Genomic DNA, 19023 nt, shown 5'->3' on the forward strand with positions numbered 1-19023 from the left:
CTGCACGCCGTGCTCGACCACGGCGGCGACGGCTTCGTCCTGCCGGACGTCGACGCCACCCCGGCGCGGCTGCTCCGGACCACCGCGCTGGCCTGGGCCGACGTCGCCACCGACCAGCTCGTGCACACCGAGGTCACCGATCCGCTGACCGGCCTGCCCTCGGCCGCGTACCTGCGCACCCGGCTCTACGAGGTCTACCGGGCCGCCGCCGCGCGGGAGCGGCCCGCCGCCGAGGAGCACGTGCTCCTGGTCGTCTCGCTCGACCTCAGCGCCGTGGCCGGGTTCCCGCGGCTGACCGGGATGATCCTCGTCGCGGACGCGCTGCGGGCGGTGTTCGACAGCGGGCAGAGCGTCGCTTCGCTCGGGCCGTCCGTCGTCGCCGCGCTGGTCCCGAAGGACGACCGGGTCGGTTCGCACGGCGTCGCGCTGCGGCGGGCGCTGAACGAGCGCCTGTCAGTGGACGCGCAGCTGGCGGAGGCGGGCAAGCCCCGCGTGTCCGCGGTGCGGCTGCCGGCCACCCACGAACTCGCGTGCGACCTGCTCACCCAGCTCGCGCGCGCGTAGAACGCCCGAAAAGTCCGCTTCCGCCCGGACCTCGCTGACCCGGATCGGGCCGGTCATGATTTCCTGGTGCGGTGACCAGGACCGTACCCTCCGACGTCGACGGCGAAGTCGTGGCCAGATCCCAGCACCGGCTGGCGCTGCGGAAGTCACTCGCCCGCCTGTCCGTCCGCCCGCGGTCGATCCTGATCCTGTCGGTGATCCCGCTGGTCGCGATCGGGTACGGCATCTACGGCTGGCAGCACGACTGGGTGCTCGGCGTGGACAGCGCGGTGTACCGCGCGGGCGCGCTGACGCTGCTGCACGGCGACTCCCTCTACGACGCGAACACGCTGCCCAACGAGCCGTGGTGGGCGCTGCTGCCGTTCACCTACCCGCCGACGGCGGCGCTGATCTTCGTCCCGCTCGCGGCCTTCCCGACGCAGATCTCGTGGGGCCTGATCACCGCCGTCTCGCTGGGGGCGATGGCGCTGTCGATCCGGATCGCGATCGGCGCGCTGCCCCGCCCGGCCGCCGACGGGCCGCGCTGGTGGGCCTCGCCCGCCCGCTCGACCATCGTGTTCTTCCTGGTCTTCCTCGGTCTCGAGCCGGTGTGGCGGACGATCTTCCTCGGCCAGATCAACCTGATCCTGATGGCCATGATCCTGCTGGACATGCTGGTCATCGGTGCCCGCGGGAGCCGCTGGGGCGGCGTGCTGGTGGGCGTCGCCGCGGCGATCAAGCTGACGCCGCTGGTGTTCCTCGGGCACCTGTTCGTGACCGGCCGCCGGATGGACGCGATCCGCGGTTTCGCGACGTTCGTGCTGCTCCAGGGCCTGATGTTCCTGATCAACGCGCACGACGCGGCCAAGTACTGGACCGTCACCCTGCCGGACACCGGCCGGATCGGGCCGGTGCACTGGGCGGGCAACCAGTCGCTGAACGCGCTGATGAACCGGGCCACCGACCTCGCGCCGTGGGCGTCGAAGGCGGCGATGGGCATCGGTCTCCTGCTCGCGATCCCGGCGCTGTGGCTGCTCATGCGGTTCCACCGCAAGGGCCAGGCGCTGGCCGCGCTGCTCGTCACGGCGTTCTGGACGCTGCTGATCTCGCCGATCTCGTGGACCCACCACTGGGTGTGGGTCATCCCGCTGATCGTGCTGCTGGTCTCGCGGCTGCCGAAGACCACCCCGAAGACGGCGTGGAAGCGCTGGGTCGGGACCGGGCTGGTCGCCTTCGTGTTCGTCAGCTGCGTGCTGCTGATCCTGCCGAACGGCCGCAACGTCGAGCTGCACTGGAAGGTGTGGCAGAACGTGCTGGGGGACGCCTACATCCTGATGCCGGTCGTGCTGGCCTTCGCGCTGGTCCTGCGCTGGGGGCTGCAGCGGCGGGCACGGAAGAAGGCGGCCGCGGATGTCGACGTCCCGACCGGGGTCTGAGGCGCGCGCCGGCCGCTTCGCCGCCGGCGGGATCGCGCTGCTCGTACTGGCTTTCGGGGTCGTCGGCTGGCTGGCGGGCTGGCACCTGGGCGCGGACAGCGCCGTCTACCGCGCGGGCGCGCTGACGCTGCTGCACGGCGACCCGCTCTACACGCGCGACGTGCTGACCGCGCTGCCGGACTGGGTGCGGCTGCCGTTCACCTACACGCCCGCCGCGGCGCCGCTGTTCCTGCCGCTCGCCCTGGTGCCGTCCGGGCTGGTGTGGGGCGTGATCGCTTTTTTGTCGGTGGTCGGTCTTATGGTCGTCATCACGGTGGTTTCGTCGTCGCCGGGGGGCTCGTCGCTTCTGGGAAGAAGCCGGTGGGCGCTGCCGGCGGGAACGGCCATCGCGCTGGCGCTGGAACCGGTGTGGAAGACGCTGTTCCTGGGCCAGATCAACTTGATACTGATGGCGTTCGTGGTGCTGGACGTCCTGGTGCTGTCGGCAAGGGGGTCGCGCTGGGCGGGCGTGCTGATCGGCGTGGCGGCGGCGATCAAGCTGACCCCGCTGATCTTCGTGCCGCACCTGTTCTTCACGGGCCGGTGGAAGGACGGGCTGCGGGCACTGGGCACGTTCGTGGCGCTCGAAGCGGTGATGTTCGCGGTCATCCCGGCCGACGCGGCGCGGTTCTGGCGGGATTCGGCGACCGACCCGAGCCGGGTCGGGTCGGTGCACTGGATCTTCAACCAGTCGCTCAACGGGCTGGTCAACCGGGCTTCGGCGCTGGCGCCCTGGTCGCTGGCGGTGGCGGTCGGGGTGGCGGCGGTGCTGGCCGTGCCCGCGGTGTGGCTGGTGGTGCGGCTGCACCGGCGTGGCGAGGACGCGGCGGCGCTGCTGGTGACGGCGTTCTACGGGCTGCTGCTGTCGCCGGTGTCGTGGTCGCACCACTGGGTCTGGTGCGTGCCGTTGCTCACGCTGCTGGTGGTGAAGGCGCGGTGGTGGGCCGCGGCGGCGGTGGCGGCGCTGTTCCTCTCGCAGCTCGTGATGCTGGTGCCCAACGGCGGCGACACGGAGTTCTCCTGGGGCCTGGGCTGGTCGGTCCTCGGCAACGTCTACGTGCTCGCGGCGGCGGCCGGGATCCTCGGGCTGGCGGCGCGTGAGCTTCGCCTGGTCCGGCGGTCACCCCAGGTCGTGACCGTTTAGGCTGATCGGCGCTATGGACAAAAACACCGGTCTGCCCGTCGTGGGCATGGTGGGCGGCGGGCAGCTGGCCCGGATGACCCACCAGGCGGCGATCTCCCTCGGTCAGTCCCTGCGCGTGCTCGCCGCGGGCGAGAACGAAGCGGCGGGGCTCGTCGCGGGCGACGTCACCCTGGGGCACCACACCGACCTCGACGCGCTGCGGAAGTTCGCGGCCTCGGTCGACGTGCTCACGTTCGACCACGAGCACGTGCCGGGCGAGCACCTGCTGACGCTGGCGATGGAGGGCTACGTCATCCGGCCGGCGCCGTCGGCGCTGGGCTTCGCGCAGAACAAGCTGGTGATGCGCGAGATGATGGCGGGCCTCGGCGTGCCGGGCCCGGCCTTCGCCGAGGTGTCCACAGTGGACGACGTGGTGGCGTTCGGCGGCGAGCACGGCTGGCCGGTCGTGCTCAAGGCGTCGAGCGGCGGGTACGACGGGCGCGGTGTCTGGATGCTCGACACCGCGCAGCACGCCCGCGAGACGGTGCCGGAGCTGCTCGAAGCGGGTACGGCGCTGCTGGTCGAGGAGAAGGTGGCGATGCGGCGGGAGCTGTCCGCGCTCGTCGCCCGCTCGCCCTTCGGCCAGGGCGCGGCGTACCCGGTGGTCGAGACGGTCCAGGAGGGCGGCATCAACACCGAGGTGCTGGCGCCGGCCCCGGGCCTGTCCGAATCGCGGGTGCACGAGGCACAGGACCTCGCGCTGCGGGTGGCGTCGACGCTGGACGTCACGGGCCTGCTGGCCGTGGAGCTGTTCGAGACCGACACCGGGCTGCTGGTGAACGAGCTGGCGATGCGCCCGCACAACTCCGGCCACTGGACGATGGACGGCTCGCGCACGTCGCAGTTCGAGCAGCACCTGCGCGCGGTCCTCGACTATCCGCTGGGCCGAACCGACCTGGTCGCGCCGGCGTGCGTGATGGCGAACGTGCTGGGTGCCGCGGAGCTGCCCGAAATGGGCCCGGACGAGCGGCTGCACCACTTGTTCGCGCGGTACCCGGAGGTCCGCGTGCACCTGTACGGCAAGCAGGAGCGCCCGGGGCGCAAGCTCGGGCACGTCAACTTCACCGGCGAGCGCATGGACGACCTGCGCAACCGCGCGCTGCTGTCGGCGCACTGGCTGTCCCACGCCGTCTGGCTCGACGGCTACGAGATCCACTGACGGGAGTGACGGGTATGGCGCCGCAGGTGGGCGTGATCATGGGCAGCGACTCGGACTGGCCGACCCTCGAGGCGGCCGGCGCGGCGCTGGACGAGTTCGGCGTCGAGTACGAGGTCGGCGTCTACTCGGCGCACCGGACGCCCCAGCGCATGCTGGACTACGCGACCTCGGCGGTGGCCCGCGGCATCCGCGTGATCATCGCGGGCGCGGGCGGCGCGGCCCACCTCCCGGGCATGGTCGCCTCGGCCACGGTCCTCCCGGTGATCGGCGTCCCGGTCCCCCTGAAGTACCTGGACGGCATGGACTCCCTCCTGTCGATCGTCCAGATGCCGGCGGGTGTCCCGGTGGCAACGGTCTCGGTGGGCGGCGCGCGCAACGCGGGCCTCCTGGCGGTCCGCATCCTGGCGGCGTCCGACGAGGGCCTGCGCTCGAAGATGGCGAAGTTCCAGCAGGACCTGGAGAAGCTGGTCCTGGACAAGGACGCGGCGTTGCGCGCCAAGACCGGCCACTGAGTCCGTTACTGGTTCAGGTTCTGCTCGAAGAAGGGCAGCAGCGTCTCGTCGATCTGGGCGTTTTCGCTCAGCCGGGCCACGACCGGGCGGCCGCTCTGCGTGGTGCCGATGAGCTTCCCGCCGGTGCCGTTCTTGATCTGCACGTGGCCGACGGAGATCAGGAACTGGACGAACTTCTTGGCCAGCCTGACGTTGCGCTCGGACGCGCCGCGCTGCTCCAAGCCGAGGCGCTGGTGCCACGCGCCGTCCAGCAGGACGCGGCAGATCTTCTCGCAGATGTCGAAGTTCTGGTCGAGGCAGAACATGAAGTACGGGTTGACGGGGTCCGTGATGGCCCCGCGCCGCTTCAGGTAGCCCCGGAGCCTGGTCGCGTCGAGCACGTGGAGGTCTTTCCCGACCTTCAGCAACGCCGTCGAGTCCTTGGTGAGGTTGGTGAAGTTCGCTCCGGTGCACACCAGCCCGGTGATCTCCGTGTCCAGCATCAGGAGGTTGGAGAAGTCGGCACCGCTCACGTCGGCGTTCGTGAGCACGCAGGCGTCGATCGCGGATTCCGAGAAGTTCGACCCGGTCAGATCCACGTCGGTGAAGACGGTGTCGGTCATGATGCTGCTCGACGCGTTCAGACCACGCAGGTCGACCTGGTCGCCCGAGCTGAAGTTGACGCCGGTCAGCGTGCAGTTCGAGAGGTCGAAGCTGTCGCCGATGAGGTCGCGCAGACTGGCGGCGACGCCCCGGTTCTTGCGCTCGTTGTGCCGCTTCGCACCCCAGAGCAGGGTGAGCATCTGATCGATGCCCTTGTGCATCTTCCGCGACGGCCACAGGGCGGAGAGCTGCGTGTACGCCTCCCGCAGCTTCTCCTCCGGCATCGAGTTGACGAAGGTGATCATGGTGTCCGTCACCGGCACGGACTGCGGCTCCGGCTTGCCGTCGACGAGGCAGTCGATGAGGTAGCCGGCCAGCAGGAACTCACGCAGGGAGTTGTGGGAGAACTGCCACTTGGCGATGCCTTTTTCCGTACTCGCGGTGAGCGTTGTGGAGGTACGGAGGTCGTCGAAGAGGGAATCCTCGGCGTCCGTCGCCCCTTCGATGCGCTTTCTCGCTATCTTCGATTCGAAAACCTTTCTTGTGACTTCGCGAAAGCTCGACTCGTTCAAGCTCTTCTGCTGACTGATGGACGTGTACAGAGCAAGCTGCTGAAGAAAAAGAAGTCGCTCATCGGGATCCAGGGTGTTTGTTCTTCCCCAGTCGCGCAGCATGAGCTTGTTCACGATCAGGTTGTAGATGTCCCACTCGGACATCTTCTTCTCTGTATCTTCCTCGCTGTCCTCCTTGAGTTCTTCGACGACATCGAGGAGGTAGGTGATGATCACCGGCTTTCCGGACAGCGAGACATTCCTGTCCTCGTCGTTCCGGAAGACCTTCGAAAGCAGTCCGGTTACGACTTCCGCGCCTTCGGGGTCGTCCTTGAGCCGCCTGCGAACCAGTTCGATGGTCTGCTCCTCGGTGAGGTCTCGGAGGCTGCGCTCGACGCGATTGAGTACGAACCTCTCCAGGAGCAAGTCGACTTCACGTTCTTTTTCGGCTATCTTGTGGTTCAGGGAAGTTTTGGCGTGCGGTGAGCCAAGCTTCTTGTACAGGACCTCGAATACTCGTAGCTCTTCGGCTTCTGTGAAGTAGTTGGGGCGACTCGTCAAGATGCCTCTTGCCCCGTTGCTTGCCAGATCTGCGAGAGCCTCCAGGCATGCGCGCCGCTCGCGCACGTTGAGATACTGGGCCATTTCGTCGTACCCGTCCAGTAGCAGCACGACGTGACCGTTGGCGATCATGCTTTCGACGAAGGCGACTGGGAGATGTGCCAATTCGTTGCGGTCCAGGAAGTGGTGCAGTAGGCCTCGCGAGTCGAACTGCTTGGTGAAGTCGCGCAGTTCGATACGGAACGGCAGGCGTGGACTGACGCCTTTCTGGTACAGCTCCGTCCATCGCTTCTGCAGTACCTCGGTCAACGCGGTCTTGCCGGTGCCGTACTCGCCGACGATGATCAGCCAGGACCTGTCCTTGTCGTCATCGCGCAGCCAGTCGTTGAGGTGGGCCGTGGCCCACTGCTTCCCGTGCTTGTCGTCGAAGTTGGGTTCCTCGTAGACTTCGTCCAGTGCCTGGAGGTTCTTCGCCTCGATCGAATCGCCCAGGATGTACGACAGGTAGGGCTGAACCCGTTCGAAGTTCGCGAACAGCTCGTCGTAGGTGAAGGTGAGAATTCCTTCGGCGCCGGCCCGTTCTTTGACACCCGGCGCGAATCCCGCCGGGGAAATGATCATCCGCTGCGCGCCGGGCTCGTTGCGGAACGGCGTCAGCTTGGCGAGGTACTCGTCGTACCGCACGCCGTCCACCTGCTGGACCGTGGGCTCGATGTAGACGTTCTGCTCGCTGAAGCCGGAGAGCTGGGTCGCGACGAGCTCGACTTCGACGCCGCGGCGCTCGACCGGGTCGCTGACGTCGTAGCCATTGGTTTCGAAAAGCCAGCGCACTGCCGAGAGCAGGCTGGTTGCCGTGAACTTCTGTTCCATGCGAATTCCCCCGGCCGGCGGACCAACGTGGCGATCCTCGCCATGATAGGCAGTTCGCCCCGGCTGCGGAAGCGCTTCGCGATCGGCCCGGATTTCGTTACGCCGCCCGGGGTCCGATGCGTATTCGATATTGCCCGGTTATCTCACAGCCGTTCCCGCAGTTCGCGTTTGAGCACCTTCCCCGCCGCCGACACGGGGATCTGCTCGACCACGTGCACCTCCCGCAACCGCTTGTACGGCAGCACCTTCTCGTTGACCGCGGCCATCAGCTCGTCCGCGTCCAACGGCCCGCGCGGCACCACGAACGCGACCGGCAGCTCGCCGACCTCGGCGTCCGGGCGGCCGACCACCGCGGCCGCCGCCACGCCGGGCATCGTCACCAGCAGTTCCTCCAGTTCGCGGGGGAAGACGTTGTAGCCCTTGTACAGCAGCATGTCCTTCTTGCGGTCGACGATGGAGAGGTAGCCGTCGGCGTCGAGGATGCCGATGTCGCCGGTGTGGAGCCAGCCGTCGACGAGGGTGTCGGCCGTCTCCTGGGGGCGGTTGCGGTAGCCCTGCATGATCTGCGGGCCGCGGAGGCAGACCTCGCCCTTCTCGCCCGCCGGGAGCGGATCTTCGCCGCCCTCGGCCGCGACGATCTTGACCTCCGTGTCGAAGATCGGGACGCCGACCGAGCCGACCTTGCGCGTGCCCGACTGGTACGTCGGCGAGATGACCGCGCCCATCGTCGCCTCGGTGAGGCCGTAGCCCTCGCAAATGACGACGCCGGGGAAGCGGTCGCGCAGCGCGGTGATCATCGCGTGGTTCATCGGCGCCGCGCCCGAGCCGATCGAGCGGACCGACGACAGGTCGGCGGTGTGGAACGACGGCGTCGCGAGCAGCGCGGCGAAGAGCGCCGGCGCGCCGCCGATGCCCGTGATGCGCAGCCGTTCGGCGTCGGCGACGTAGGCCGGCGGGTCGAAGCGCGTGTGCAGGACGATCGTCGTGCCCGCGAGGACCGCCGCGTTCAGGCCGCCGATGATGCCCATCGCGTGGAACCACGGCGTCAGGTTGATCGCGACGCCGGTGCCCAGGCGCGTCGCCCACTCCTCCTCGCTGCCGATCTGGTCGAGGGTGACGTCGCCATGCGCGTCGAGGGCCGGCACCGAGCCGGAGCCCCAGCAGGCGTGCTGGAGGGTGTTGACCACGACGTTGCGGTGCGTGAGCCGGACGCCCTTCGAGCGGCCCGTGGTGCCGCCGGTGTAGGCCAGGTGCGCGAGGTCTTCGTGGACGTCGATGTCCACCTCGGGCCGCGTCGCCGGCTGGCCGTCCTGGAACGCCTCGAACTCGACGGCGCCCTCGGGCAGGTCACCGGTGGGGGCGACGACGACCGTCAGCCGCGCCGGGATCCGGTCGGCGATGCTCGCCAGCGCGCCCGCGACCGGGCCGAACGTCACCACGGCCGCGGCCTCGCAGTCGGTGAGCTGGAAGGCGAGGTCGTCCGGCGGGAGCAGCGGGTTCGCCGGGCTGAAGGTGGCGCCGGCCAGCAGCGTCCCGTAGTAGGCGACCGGGAACGCGAGGCAGTTCGGCAGGTGCAGCGCCACGACGTCGCCGCGGCCGATGCCGCGGGCGCCGAGCGCGTGCGCGAACCGGCAGGCGGCGTGCCACGTCTCGGTGAAGGTGAGGCTGCGGCCGTCGTGCTCGAAGGCGATCCGGTCACCCCAGCGGGCGGCGCCCGCGGCGAGGATCGAACCGACGGGGACTTCGGGGTAGTCGAGGGAGGCGGGCAAACCGGGCGGCGTCGTCGGCGCGGTGAGCGGCATCACTCGACCATACGAATTCTGCGGTCAACGACACAAGGACGAGGGCGCCACCTGCTGTGAACGAGCGCTAACATCGACAGAACTCTTCCGACGTTGCAGAGAAGGTGACCCGAAGTGACCGACGGCCTGTACCAGCTTGCCGAGGAGCACGAGGAGCTGCGGGCCGCGGTCCGGGCCCTGGCCGAGAAGGAGATCGCGCCGTACGCGGCCGAGGTCGACGAGAACGAGCGCTACCCGATCGAGGCGTACAACGCGCTGGTCAAGTCGGGCTTCAACGCCGTCCACATCGGCGAGGAGTACGACGGCCAGGGCGCGGACGCCGTCGGCGCCTGCATCGTGATCGAAGAGGTCGCGCGCGTCGACGCGTCGGCGTCGCTGATCCCGGCGGTGAACAAGCTCGGCACCCAGCCGATCATCCTGTCCGGCTCGGAGAGCGTGAAGAAGCTGGTGCTGCCCTCGATCGCGTCGGGCGAGGCCTCGGCGTCGTACGCGCTTTCGGAGCGCGAAGCGGGCTCGGACACCGCGTCGATGCGCACGCGCGCCCGGCTCGACGGCGACCACTGGGTGCTCAACGGCACCAAGTGCTGGATCACGAACGCGGGCGAGTCCTCCTGGTACACGGTGATGGCCGTGACCGACCCGGACGCGGAGAAGAAGGCCAACGGCATCTCGGCGTTCGTCGTGCACAAGGACGACCCGGGCTTCTCGGTGGGCCCGAAGGAGAAGAAGCTCGGCATCAAGGGTTCCCCGACGCGCGAGATCTACTTCGAGAACTGCACGATCCCCGAGGACCGCATCATCGGCGAGCCGGGCACCGGCCTGAAGACGGCGCTGCGCACCCTCGACCACACCCGCCCGACGATCGGCGCCCAGGCACTGGGCATCGCCCAGGGCGCCCTCGACGCGGCCGTGGCGTACGTGAAGGACCGCCGCCAGTTCGGCAAGGCGATCGCGGAGTTCCAGGGCATCCAGTTCATGCTGGCCGACATGGGCACCAAGATCGAAGCGGCCCGCCACCTGGTCTACGCCTCGGCAGCGGCCTCGGAGCGCGGCGACAAGCGCGCGGGCTTCATGGCCTCGGCGGCGAAGGCGTACGCGTCGGACATCGCGATGGAGGTCACGACGGACGCGGTCCAGCTCTTCGGCGGCGCCGGCTACACCCGCGACTTCCCGGTGGAGCGCATGATGCGCGACGCGAAGATCACGCAGATCTACGAAGGCACGAACCAGATCCAGAAGGTCGTGATGGCGCGGGCCCTGCTCAAGGGCTAGATTGATCTTGACTCGGTAGTTCGGGCGGCCCTGGGGTCCATGATCAGGTCGTCATCGGCACCAGACCGCCCGACTCCGGCCAATCCAGGCAGTGCCCACATCGGGCTCTGGTTCTTCGGAACCGATGCGTAGCCATGGCCTTCCCGCACCAACGTCGAGGTAGTAGACCTCGATGCTGCGTACTACCCGTCCTCCGAGGTCTCGGGCGGCGTTGAGGACCGGTAGGCGGTTACGTCATACTTCGGCCAATCCGCCTCAACAGGTGCACGGGGCGCCCGAGGCGCAAGCCGAACCGGCAGGGTAAGCAGCGACGTGGCGGATGTTGCACGCGTGGTGCGCGATCGGCACCTGCGTATCCCCTGCCGGACCCGCATCGCGGTCACGTCGAAGCCCCGACATCGCCAGGCCGTTCACGCAGCTCAGAGGCTGAGATCTACGACGGCACGAACCAGATCCAGAAGGTCGTGATGGCCCGCGCCCTGCTCAAGGGCTGACCCTCGCGCGAGCGACGCCCCCGGCACCCCAGTGGTGCCGGGGGCGCTTTGCGTGGCGCTCTTACCAGCAAAAACACCGAAAGAAAATCACTCACCAGGGGGAGTGTCCAGACAAGTTACTCGCGCGTTAACTCTGCGGTGACGCGGATCACCATCGGTTCACAGAGAGGTGAAACGGATGGGCGCAACGACGCGCAGGTGGCTCACGGCGGCCGTCGCCTCGGTGGCGGCGCTGGTACTGGGGGCCGGGACCGGCCAAGCCGCGGAACGAGAACCCACCGGGCCCGTTCAGCCGAACATCCTCACGGCCGCGCTCTACTCGCTGGCCGATCCCACCATCGCGCCGCCCGGGGCGAACGACTGGAACTGCAAGCCCTCGGCCGCGCACCCGAATCCCGTGCTGCTGTCCAACGGGACCACCGCCAACGCGTACGAAAACTGGGCCAACCTGTCGCAGAAGCTCGCCAACGCCGGGTACTGCGTCTTCGCCGGGAACTTCGGCGGGGCGCCCGGGGCCTTCCTGCAGACCGTCGGGCCGATCGCCGACACCACGAAAGCGCTTGCCGCCTTCGGGGACGAGATCCTGGCCAGGACCGGGGCGAGCAAGCTGGACGTCGTCGGGCACTCGCAGGGCGGGATGAACGTCCGGTACTGGATCAAGTACCTCGGGGGCGCGAGCAAGATCAGCCGGCTCGTCGGGCTGTCGCCGTCCAACCACGGGACCGATCTCTTCGGGCTGCTCAGCACCCTCGAACGGATCCCGGGGGTGCCCGCCGCGCTCGGGACCGTCTGCCAGGCGTGCAACGAGCAAGCCGTCGGGTCGGACTTCCTCACCGACCTCAACGCCGGGGGCGAGACCGTCGACGGCGTCCAGTACACCGTCATCCAGACCCGCTACGACGACGTCGTCACGCCGTACTCCAGCGCGTTCCTGCCCGCGAAACCGAACGTCAAGAACATCCTGCTGCAGAACGTCTGCGGGCTCGACTTCACCGACCACCTCGGCATCACCTACGACCCCGTCGCGCAGGGGCTGGTGCTCAACGCGCTCGACCCCGCGCACGCCAAGACGCCGCCGTGCGTGCCGGTGCCGCCCGTGATCAGCTGAGTTTCGCCACATGAGACATAACCCACCGCCGGGGCGGTTTTCCGCTCCGGCGGTGTCACCCTCGATGTATGTACTGGCCGGTTCCGGCGTCCTGGACGCCCCACGACGAAGCCGAGCTGGTCGCCGGCTGGCGGCTGTGGCTCGAGCTGTCCGACCGCGCCTGGCCGACGGCCGCCTGGGACGGCACGCCGGCCGGGGCGGTTCGGCAGCTGCGGGAACTGCTCGCCGCCTGCGACGAGATCGAAACCGCTTACCGCGCCGACGCCGCTGAGCCGTCGGACGGCTTCCTCCGGCTGACGCAGGGGCTCGCCGTCACGGCCGGGTCGGTGATCTCGCTCTGGTTCGACGACGCCGACCAGCTCGACGGGGACCGCGCCGCGCTGCTGCACGACGACCTCGCGCGGTTCGCCGAGCAGGCCGAGCAGGTGCTGACGCTGCTCGCCGTCAACGGCGGCTGGGCCCGGCTCGACGAGGTCCGGCGCCGGCCCGCCTGAGCCGGAGTCGGGGTGCACCCCGACTCCGATCAGTCGCGCGTCCGTGCCCCGGTCGTCCCATCGCCGCGCGGGATTGCGCCACTCAGCCCAGCGGATTCCGCTTCGGATTGGGTACCCGAGCCGGCATGAACCGGACAGAGGCCACCGCCGAAAGAGGCGAGAAGAGCGACACCACGCAGCTGCTCGGTCGGATCGGCATGGCGTGCTACGGCGTCGTGCACCTGGTCATCGCCTACCTGGCCCTCCAGGTTGCCTTCGGCGACAGCGAGCAGGCCGACCAGAAGGGCGCCATGCAGCAGATCGGCTCGACGGCGTTCGGCCAGGTCCTGCTGTGGGTCGTGGCCATCGGGCTCGTCCTGTTCGGCCTCTGGCAGTTCCTGATGGCCGCCACCGGGTACGAGTGGGTCAGCGGCGGGAAGCGGACGCGCAAGCGGATTGGCGCCGTCGCCCGCGGTGTCGTCGTGATCCTGCTCGGCTTCACCGCCTTCCGGATCGCCACCGGCAGCGGGGGCGGCGGGTCGAGCAGCCGGCAGCAGCAGGAGTTCACCGCCAAGCTGCTCCAGCTGCCCGCCGGGCCGGCGCTGGTGGTCATCGCCGCGGCGTGCGTCCTCGGGGTCGCGATCGCCGCCGGGGTGAAGGGCGCCAAGAAGACGTTCCTCGAAGACCTCGACACGACCGAGCTGCCGGGGAAGAGCAAGCGCTGGATCGGCTGGCTCGGCACCACGGGTTACCTCGCCAAGGCCCTCGTCTTCACCGTGGTCGCGATCCTGCTCGCCATCGCCGGGTTCAAGGCCGACCCGAACCAGGCCGGCGGGCTGGACGCCGCGCTCAAGACGCTCGCCGCCCAGCCCTTCGGCACCGTTCTGCTGACCGCCGTCGCGCTCGGCCTCGCCGCGTTCGGCGCGTACTGCTTCGGCGCGGCCTGGGCGCACAAGCGCTAACGCCGGGCGACCTGCGCCAGGTATTCCTTGCGGTCCAAGGGGTTGTCGCCGGTCCGGGGCCGGACCGGCGGCGGCCCCGGGTACGGCCGGTACTCGCAGAACTCGCTGAGGAAGACGCCTTCGCCCTGGCCGAGCGCCGGCAACGCCTGCTCGAACTCGTGGACGTGCGCCGCCGGGATGGTGCCGTGCAGCGTGCAGGACCCGTTCGCGGTGACCGGTTCGCCGGGCACCGCGCGCAGTTCGGCCAGCTTGAGCAGCACCGCGCTGACGGCGTTCACCGGGACTTCCAGCTCGAAGCGGTGCACCGGCTCGTGCACCCGCGTGCCGGCCTTCTTCAGCGCCGCCATGAGCACCAGCGGCGTCATCTTGCGGAAGTCGCCCGCGGCGCTGAGCGGGCTGAAGAACGCCGTGTGCGTCAGCGTGACGGCGATGTCCAGCACTTCCCAGCCGTAGAGCCCTTGTTCGAGGGTGTGGTGGACGGTCTCCTCGATCGCCTTGTGGAACGCCAGCGGCAGCGAGCCCAGCTCCACCGACAGTCCGAACGCGACTCCGGGCCCGGGCTCCACCCGCAGCCCGACCGTCGCGAAGAAGTACAGCCGCTGTTCCGGATCCAGCTCCTCGAGGGCCTCGCCGCGGGCGACCGGCTTCTCGACGTACAGCGTGCGCGTGCGCTCGAAGGTGACGTCGATGCCGGCGCCGTCGGCCAGCATCGAGCGCAGCACCTCCTTCTGCACTTCGCCGTAGAGCCGCACCGAAACGTCGTGGCCGGACCGGCGGACGTCGATCAGCGGGTCCTCTTCGGACAGTCTGGTCAGCGCGGTGAACAGCGCCGCCGCCTGCTCGGGCCGGACCGGCCGCACCACGGTTTCCAGGCTCGGCGGCGCGAACACGCGGTCGCGGTCGGCACCGGGGGAGCCGAGCCGGTCGCCGATCCGGACCTCGCGCAGGCCGCGCACCCGGGCGACGTCCCCGGCGAGCGCCACGTCCTCGCCGGCGGCTTCGACCGCCGAGACCCGGCCGGTGAACTCGGTTTCGCCGCGGTAGAAGGAAATCCGCTGCCGCGGTGCCAGGGAGCCGGAATGCAGGCGGGCGTAGGCGATCTTCTCCCCGGCGCGGCCGCGGTCGATCTTGAACACCGTCGCGGCCAGCGGCCCGGCGCCGGTGCGCTCGGTCGCCGGGAGCAGCCCGGCCATCGCCGTCACCAGGTCGGCGACGCCGGCGCCGGTGATCGCCGAGCCGGTCAGCACCGGGTGCACTTCGGCGCGGGCGACCTGCCGGGCCAGCTCGGCGCGGCAGGCCGCAGCGTCCACTCGGTTGTCCACATAGGACTCCAGGAAGGTGTCGTCGCCGTCGGCCAGCAGCTCGCCCAGCTCGTCGGGCGACGTCGCGTGCAGCGCGAACGCCCGCGGGGCCAGCTTCGCGCGGATGTCGGCGAGCTGGTCGCGGGCGCCGTCCCGGTCGGTCTTGTTGACGAAGACCAGCGTCGGGATGGCGAGGCGGCGCAGGCTGCGCATCAGCACGCGGGTCTGGGCTTGGACGCCTTCGACGGCGGACACCACGAGGACGGCGCCGTCGAGCACGCGCAGGGCGCGCTCGACCTCGGCGATGAAGTCCGAGTGGCCCGGGGTGTCGATCAGGGTGATCCGGGTGTCGCCGGTCAGGAACGACGCCACCGCGGACCGGATGGTGATGCCGCGGCGGCGTTCGAGTTCGAGCGAGTCGGTCTGGGTGTCGCCCCGGTCGACGCTGCCGAGGTGGTCGATGACGCCCGCGTCGAAGAGCAGGCGCTCGGTCAGGCTGGTCTTACCGGCGTCGACGTGCGCGAGGATGCCGATGTTCAGGGTTTTCACGGTCGCGAGGAGTCCTTTGTGATGCGGGTGACAGGCCGGGTCGGACGGTCTGTCGGCGCATCGGGGTCTCCTCACGGTCGTCGGCGCAGGTCAGGGCGAAGATAGCGCTCGTGCCGGGTGCCGCCAACCGCTTTTCTGATCCCTGTCGGTTCCCTGTCGATCACCCTCCGATGCTTCGACCGGGCGTTTCGGACCTCTAGCTTGGGGCGAGTCAGTTGAAAATTCACCCACCGGGGAGCTGAAACCGATGTTCGGACGATTCAAGGACGTGGCCCTGTTGCTGGGGAGGATCGGCGTCGCGGTCGTCTTCCTCGCGCACGGCATCCAGAAGTGGAACAGCGGCATCGACGGCACGGCGAAGTTCTTCGAGATGACCGGCATCCCGCTGCCCACGGCCGCGGCGATCTTCGCGATGGCCGTCGAAATCCTCGGCTCGATCGCGTTCATCGCCGGGTTCCTGCTGCCGCTGGTCGGCATCGGGTACGTCGTGATCTCGGTCGGCGCGCTGCTCTCGGTGCACATCGACAACGGCCTGACCGGGCAGGGCGGCTACGAACTCGTCTTCGTGCTGGCGCTGGCCGGGCTCGCGCTCGGCTTCAACGGCGGGCGGTTTTCGCTGGACCACCTGCTGTGGGGCCGCAAGCGCGCCCGCCGCGTCGAAGCCGGGGAACTGCAGAACGCTTAAGCCGGGAGGTCCGCCGTGGTGCGCTCCGCATCACGGCGGGCACCCAGTTTCGCCTCGTCCGCGTTGCTGACGTGGACCAGGTGGGCGCCGGCGGCGAGGGGGACGAGGAGGCCGTCGAGGATGCCCTCCGGCCCGTCCCACTCCTTTGTGGACAACACGCGGTCGTCCGGGGTGAGGCCCAGTTTCGCCGCACGGGCGCGGGCTTCGGCCAGCACTTCGTCCACAGTGGAGTCGAACAGTGCCGCCGTGTCGCCGGGGATCGGGAAGAGCGGGCTGTACTGGTCGCCCGCCATCCGCGACTCCGTCAGGTAGTCGAACGCGCCGCCGCCCGGCGGTTCGGCGAGGCCGCGGCCCATCGGGTCGAGCGTGACGACGGCGGTCGCGGTCGCGCCGGTCGGCTCCGGGTCGTCCGGCCCGACGAACGCCACCCGCGCGCCCGCGCCCTCGGTCACCACGCGCGCCCCGCACCACCACGCCCCGAGCAGCACGCCGACGGTCTGCCAGTGCGCCGGGAGTTGCACGGCCACCGCGTCGCCCGGCTCGACGTCGAACTCCTCGGTCAGCCAGTTGGCCGTCTTCGCCGCCCAGTTGGCGGTGGTCGCCACGGACAGCTCGACGCGGCTGCCGAGCTGGTCGTCGTAGTGGGTGATCAGCGGTCGGGCGGGCGAGGCCAGCAGCGGGCGCAGCAGCTCGTCGGTCAGGCTCATGTGGACAAGGCTAAAACGCGGACCACGGACCGCGCCGGTTGACACCGGATCGCCGGGCTGAGTAGCTTTGCTTTGCAAGCAAATCTATCTCGGAACTGGGGAACAGCCATGACCATTCTCGTCACCGGAGCCCGCGGGAACGTCGGGCGTGCGGTGCTGGACGAACTCGTTTCCGCAGGTCAGGACGTCCGCGCGGCGAGCCGTGACGCGACGACGCTCGACGTCCCGGACGGCGTCGCGAAGGTGAGCGCGGACCTCGAAGACGCGTCCACGTTGGACGCCGCGCTCGACGGCGTTTCGGCGGTCTTCCTCTACACGCGCCCGCAGGGCACCGAAGGGTTCGTGAAGGCGGCCGAGGCGGCGGGGGTGCGGCACGTGGTGCTGCTGTCGTCCGCGGCGACGCTCGAACCGGAGTCCGCGCAGAGCCGGGTCGCGCGGCTGCACCAAGCCGCCGAGCAGGCCTTGGCGGCGGGTTCGTTCGCCTCGACGGTGCTGCACCCGGGCGCGTTCGCGACGAACACCCTGGGCTGGCGCGCGGACATCAAGGAGGGCGTGGTCCGCACGGCGTACCCGGACTCGCGGATCGGCGCCATCCACGAGCGCGACATCGCGGCGGTGGCGGCCCGCGTCCTGATCGACGGCTCGCACGCCGGGCAGTCGCTCGCGCTGACCGGTCCGGAGCCGATCTCGTTCCGCGAGCAGGCGGCGGTACTGGCGGACGTCCTCGGGCGGCCGTTGCCGGTCGAGGAGCTGACGCCGGAGCAGGCGGCCGAGCGGATGGTCGCGCTGGGCTGGCCCCCGGAGGTGCCGCCGGAGATCCTTCGGACGTGGGCGCGGACGTCGCGGGAGCCGTCGCTGGTGACGGACGTGGTCCACAAGGTGACGGGCCACGCGCCACGGACGTTCCGCCAGTGGGCGGAGGACCACCGCGCCGACTTCGCCTGACGACGCCGCCACTTTCGTAGGGAAAGTGGCGTGAGTTTGGTGTGAGGTGTTGGCACTTTCGTAGAGAAAGTGGCGTGAGGTTCGCGTGAAGTGGTCGCACTTTCGTAGGGAAAGTGGCGTGAGGTTCGTGTGAGGTGGCTGCACTTTCGTAGGGAAAGTGGCGCGGGGTCAGTTGACGCAGGGGACGCCGGGGGAGTCTTGGAGCAGCGGTGCCGCGGCGGGGGCGGCGCCGCTGCCCGAGCCGCCGCCGGAAGGAGGCGGGGCCGAGGCGGGGGGTGCCGTGCGGCCCGCCAGGCCGGCCACGTACTCGCGGACCGCCTTCGGGTCGACCTCCACGATGCTCTGGCCGTCCGCGCTCCGCCCGTTCGCGGTGATCACCGGGATCGTCGCGAACGCCAGGTCGCCCGACGCGATGCCCTTCGCCTGCTGCGCGAACTGCAGCAGGTCGAGCCCGGGGTCGATGGTCAGCGCGCGGTGCACCGCGTCCATCAGGCCGTTCAGCGTCCCGGGGCTGGTGAGCGTCCCCGCCGACAGCACCTGGTGCAGGGCCGAGGACAGGAACGCCTGCTGGCGCACGATCCGGTCCAGGTCGCCGCGCGGGAGGTTCTTGCGCTGGCGGACGAACGACAGCGCCTCGCCGCCCGACACCGTCTGCTCGCCGCGGCGGAAGTTCGCGCCCGAGTCCTTGTCCTCGGTCGCGTGGTTCAGGCAGACCTTCACGCCGCCGAGCGCCTCGGTCAGCAGGTAGAAGCCCAGCAGGTTGACCTCGGCGTAGTGGTCGATCCGCACCTGCGTCAGGTCCTGGACCGCCTGCACCAGCACCCGCCGGCCCTCGGTGTCCGAATCGCGCTCGATCTTCGCCTGGTCGCGCTCGCCCTGCCCGCGCAGCTCCTGCGCGTAGTGCGCCTTCGCGATGCCGTACGCCGAGTTGATCTTCCCCGGGCCGCGCCCGGGGATCTCGGTCCACGTGTCGCGCGGGATCGAGACCGCCGACGGCTTGCCGCCGTTCTTCGGCACCCGCAGCACGATCACCGTGTCGGTGTTCACCGCGCCGTTGTTGGCTTCCGTGCGCAGCTGCCGCAGCAGCCGCGCCGGGAGCGGGTTGCCCTGGGCGTCCGTGCGCGCGTCGCTGCCCACCAGGAGGATGTCGTCCGCGCCGTCGTCCGCCGGGGGCGGCGCGGGCTCGCCGGCGCGCGGGGTCAGCGCGTCGGTCGTCGGGACCGTGCTCTGCAGCTGGTCCTTCGTCACGTACGCGTACCCGCTGGCGCCGAGCGCGAGCAGCGACACCA

The 19023-nt window shown here is 69.8% G+C and carries 16 protein-coding genes; 11 read left to right on the top strand and 5 right to left on the bottom strand.

Annotated features, from left to right (window positions below; genetic code table 11):
- From G3I65_RS54065 to purE, 5 genes are all read left to right on the top strand, one after another.
- On the top strand, positions 1–564 hold a 564-nt coding region (locus G3I65_RS54065), incomplete at its 5' end, for a GGDEF domain-containing protein (protein WP_239072026.1).
- A gap of 71 nt (positions 565–635) precedes the next feature.
- A complete protein-coding gene (locus tag G3I65_RS54070) occupies positions 636–1979 on the top strand; it encodes a glycosyltransferase 87 family protein (RefSeq protein ID WP_160704153.1) in 1344 nt (447 codons plus the stop codon).
- Positions 1954–3162 (top strand): glycosyltransferase 87 family protein, encoded by a 1209-nt coding sequence (locus G3I65_RS54075; RefSeq protein ID WP_160704155.1) that lies wholly within the window; start codon positions 1954–1956, stop codon positions 3160–3162. Before G3I65_RS54070 ends, G3I65_RS54075 begins: the two co-directional genes overlap by 26 nt.
- A 13-nt stretch (positions 3163–3175) precedes the next feature.
- Positions 3176–4360: a 5-(carboxyamino)imidazole ribonucleotide synthase gene (locus tag G3I65_RS54080; RefSeq protein WP_160704157.1), complete on the top strand. Its 1185-nt coding sequence runs from the start codon at positions 3176–3178 to the stop codon at positions 4358–4360.
- Positions 4361–4374: 14 nt separating this feature from the next.
- Positions 4375–4872, top strand: a complete 498-nt coding sequence (purE, locus tag G3I65_RS54085) for a 5-(carboxyamino)imidazole ribonucleotide mutase (RefSeq protein ID WP_086857853.1) — start codon at positions 4375–4377, stop codon at positions 4870–4872.
- Between the two features lie 5 nt (positions 4873–4877).
- Here the strand turns inward: purE and G3I65_RS54090 are convergent, their stop codons facing one another.
- Complete coding sequence (locus G3I65_RS54090) at positions 4878–7436, bottom strand: NACHT domain-containing protein (protein ID WP_160704159.1); 2559 nt, start codon at positions 7434–7436, stop codon at positions 4878–4880.
- Between the two features lie 143 nt (positions 7437–7579).
- Positions 7580–9238, bottom strand: coding sequence for a class I adenylate-forming enzyme family protein (locus tag G3I65_RS54095; RefSeq protein ID WP_166641744.1), 1659 nt, complete (start codon positions 9236–9238; stop codon positions 7580–7582).
- A 114-nt stretch (positions 9239–9352) separates the two neighbouring features.
- Between G3I65_RS54095 and G3I65_RS54100 the strand changes: the two genes are divergently transcribed.
- The 4 genes from G3I65_RS54100 to G3I65_RS54115 all read left to right on the top strand — a co-directional run bounded on the left by G3I65_RS54100 (position 9353) and on the right by G3I65_RS54115 (position 13547).
- Entirely contained in the window at positions 9353–10510 is a 1158-nt protein-coding gene (locus G3I65_RS54100; protein WP_160704163.1) for an acyl-CoA dehydrogenase family protein, read from the top strand.
- 672 nt (positions 10511–11182) lie between these two features.
- Positions 11183–12112, top strand: a complete 930-nt coding sequence (locus G3I65_RS54105) for a triacylglycerol lipase (protein ID WP_160704165.1) — start codon at positions 11183–11185, stop codon at positions 12110–12112.
- Positions 12113–12180: 68 nt separating this feature from the next.
- The gene (locus G3I65_RS54110; RefSeq protein WP_160704166.1) at positions 12181–12606 is read left to right on the top strand and encodes a hypothetical protein; all 426 of its coding nucleotides are present in this window, start codon (positions 12181–12183) and stop codon (positions 12604–12606) included.
- 125 nt (positions 12607–12731) lie between these two features.
- Complete coding sequence (locus tag G3I65_RS54115; RefSeq protein WP_160704168.1) at positions 12732–13547, top strand: DUF1206 domain-containing protein; 816 nt, start codon at positions 12732–12734, stop codon at positions 13545–13547.
- Here the strand turns inward: G3I65_RS54115 and G3I65_RS54120 are convergent.
- A complete protein-coding gene (locus G3I65_RS54120; RefSeq protein ID WP_160704170.1) occupies positions 13544–15397 on the bottom strand; it encodes a translation factor GTPase family protein in 1854 nt (617 codons plus the stop codon). The two genes, G3I65_RS54115 and G3I65_RS54120, sit on opposite strands and share 4 nt — an antisense overlap.
- A gap of 247 nt (positions 15398–15644) precedes the next feature.
- On the opposite strand from G3I65_RS54120, the gene G3I65_RS54125 reads away from it, so the two are divergent.
- Entirely contained in the window at positions 15645–16082 is a 438-nt protein-coding gene (locus G3I65_RS54125) for a DoxX family protein (protein WP_160704172.1), read from the top strand.
- Here the strand turns inward: G3I65_RS54125 and G3I65_RS54130 are convergent.
- Positions 16079–16789, bottom strand: a complete 711-nt coding sequence (locus G3I65_RS54130; RefSeq protein ID WP_160704174.1) for a TIGR03089 family protein — start codon at positions 16787–16789, stop codon at positions 16079–16081. The genes G3I65_RS54125 and G3I65_RS54130 overlap by 4 nt on opposite strands.
- 108 nt (positions 16790–16897) lie before the next feature.
- On the opposite strand from G3I65_RS54130, the gene G3I65_RS54135 reads away from it, so the two are divergent.
- A complete protein-coding gene (locus G3I65_RS54135; protein ID WP_160704176.1) occupies positions 16898–17734 on the top strand; it encodes an NAD(P)H-binding protein in 837 nt (278 codons plus the stop codon).
- Between the two features lie 168 nt (positions 17735–17902).
- Here the strand turns inward: G3I65_RS54135 and G3I65_RS54140 are convergent, their stop codons facing one another.
- Complete coding sequence (locus tag G3I65_RS54140) at positions 17903–19021, bottom strand: LCP family protein (protein ID WP_309236107.1); 1119 nt, start codon at positions 19019–19021, stop codon at positions 17903–17905.
- Between the last annotated feature and the right edge of the window lie 2 nt (positions 19022–19023).

It is taken from the genome of Amycolatopsis sp. SID8362 (assembly GCF_010550475.1).
Taxonomy (GTDB): domain Bacteria; phylum Actinomycetota; class Actinomycetes; order Mycobacteriales; family Pseudonocardiaceae; genus Amycolatopsis; species Amycolatopsis eburnea.

Bases quoted from the DNA above. Each gene is read 5' to 3' on its own strand.
- G3I65_RS54075 (WP_160704155.1), top strand. From the start codon at position 1,954: ATGTCGACGTCCCGACCGGGGTCTGAGGCGCGCGCCGGCCGCTTCGCC.
- G3I65_RS54080 (WP_160704157.1), top strand. From the start codon at position 3,176: ATGGACAAAAACACCGGTCTGCCCGTCGTGGGCATGGTGGGCGGCGGG.
- purE (WP_086857853.1), top strand. From the start codon at position 4,375: ATGGCGCCGCAGGTGGGCGTGATCATGGGCAGCGACTCGGACTGGCCG.
- G3I65_RS54090 (WP_160704159.1), bottom strand. From the start codon at position 7,436: ATGGAACAGAAGTTCACGGCAACCAGCCTGCTCTCGGCAGTGCGCTGG.
- G3I65_RS54095 (WP_166641744.1), bottom strand. From the start codon at position 9,238: ATGCCGCTCACCGCGCCGACGACGCCGCCCGGTTTGCCCGCCTCCCTC.
- G3I65_RS54105 (WP_160704165.1), top strand. From the start codon at position 11,183: ATGGGCGCAACGACGCGCAGGTGGCTCACGGCGGCCGTCGCCTCGGTG.
- G3I65_RS54110 (WP_160704166.1), top strand. From the start codon at position 12,181: ATGTACTGGCCGGTTCCGGCGTCCTGGACGCCCCACGACGAAGCCGAG.
- G3I65_RS54115 (WP_160704168.1), top strand. From the start codon at position 12,732: ATGAACCGGACAGAGGCCACCGCCGAAAGAGGCGAGAAGAGCGACACC.
- G3I65_RS54125 (WP_160704172.1), top strand. From the start codon at position 15,645: ATGTTCGGACGATTCAAGGACGTGGCCCTGTTGCTGGGGAGGATCGGC.
- G3I65_RS54130 (WP_160704174.1), bottom strand. From the start codon at position 16,789: ATGAGCCTGACCGACGAGCTGCTGCGCCCGCTGCTGGCCTCGCCCGCC.
- G3I65_RS54135 (WP_160704176.1), top strand. From the start codon at position 16,898: ATGACCATTCTCGTCACCGGAGCCCGCGGGAACGTCGGGCGTGCGGTG.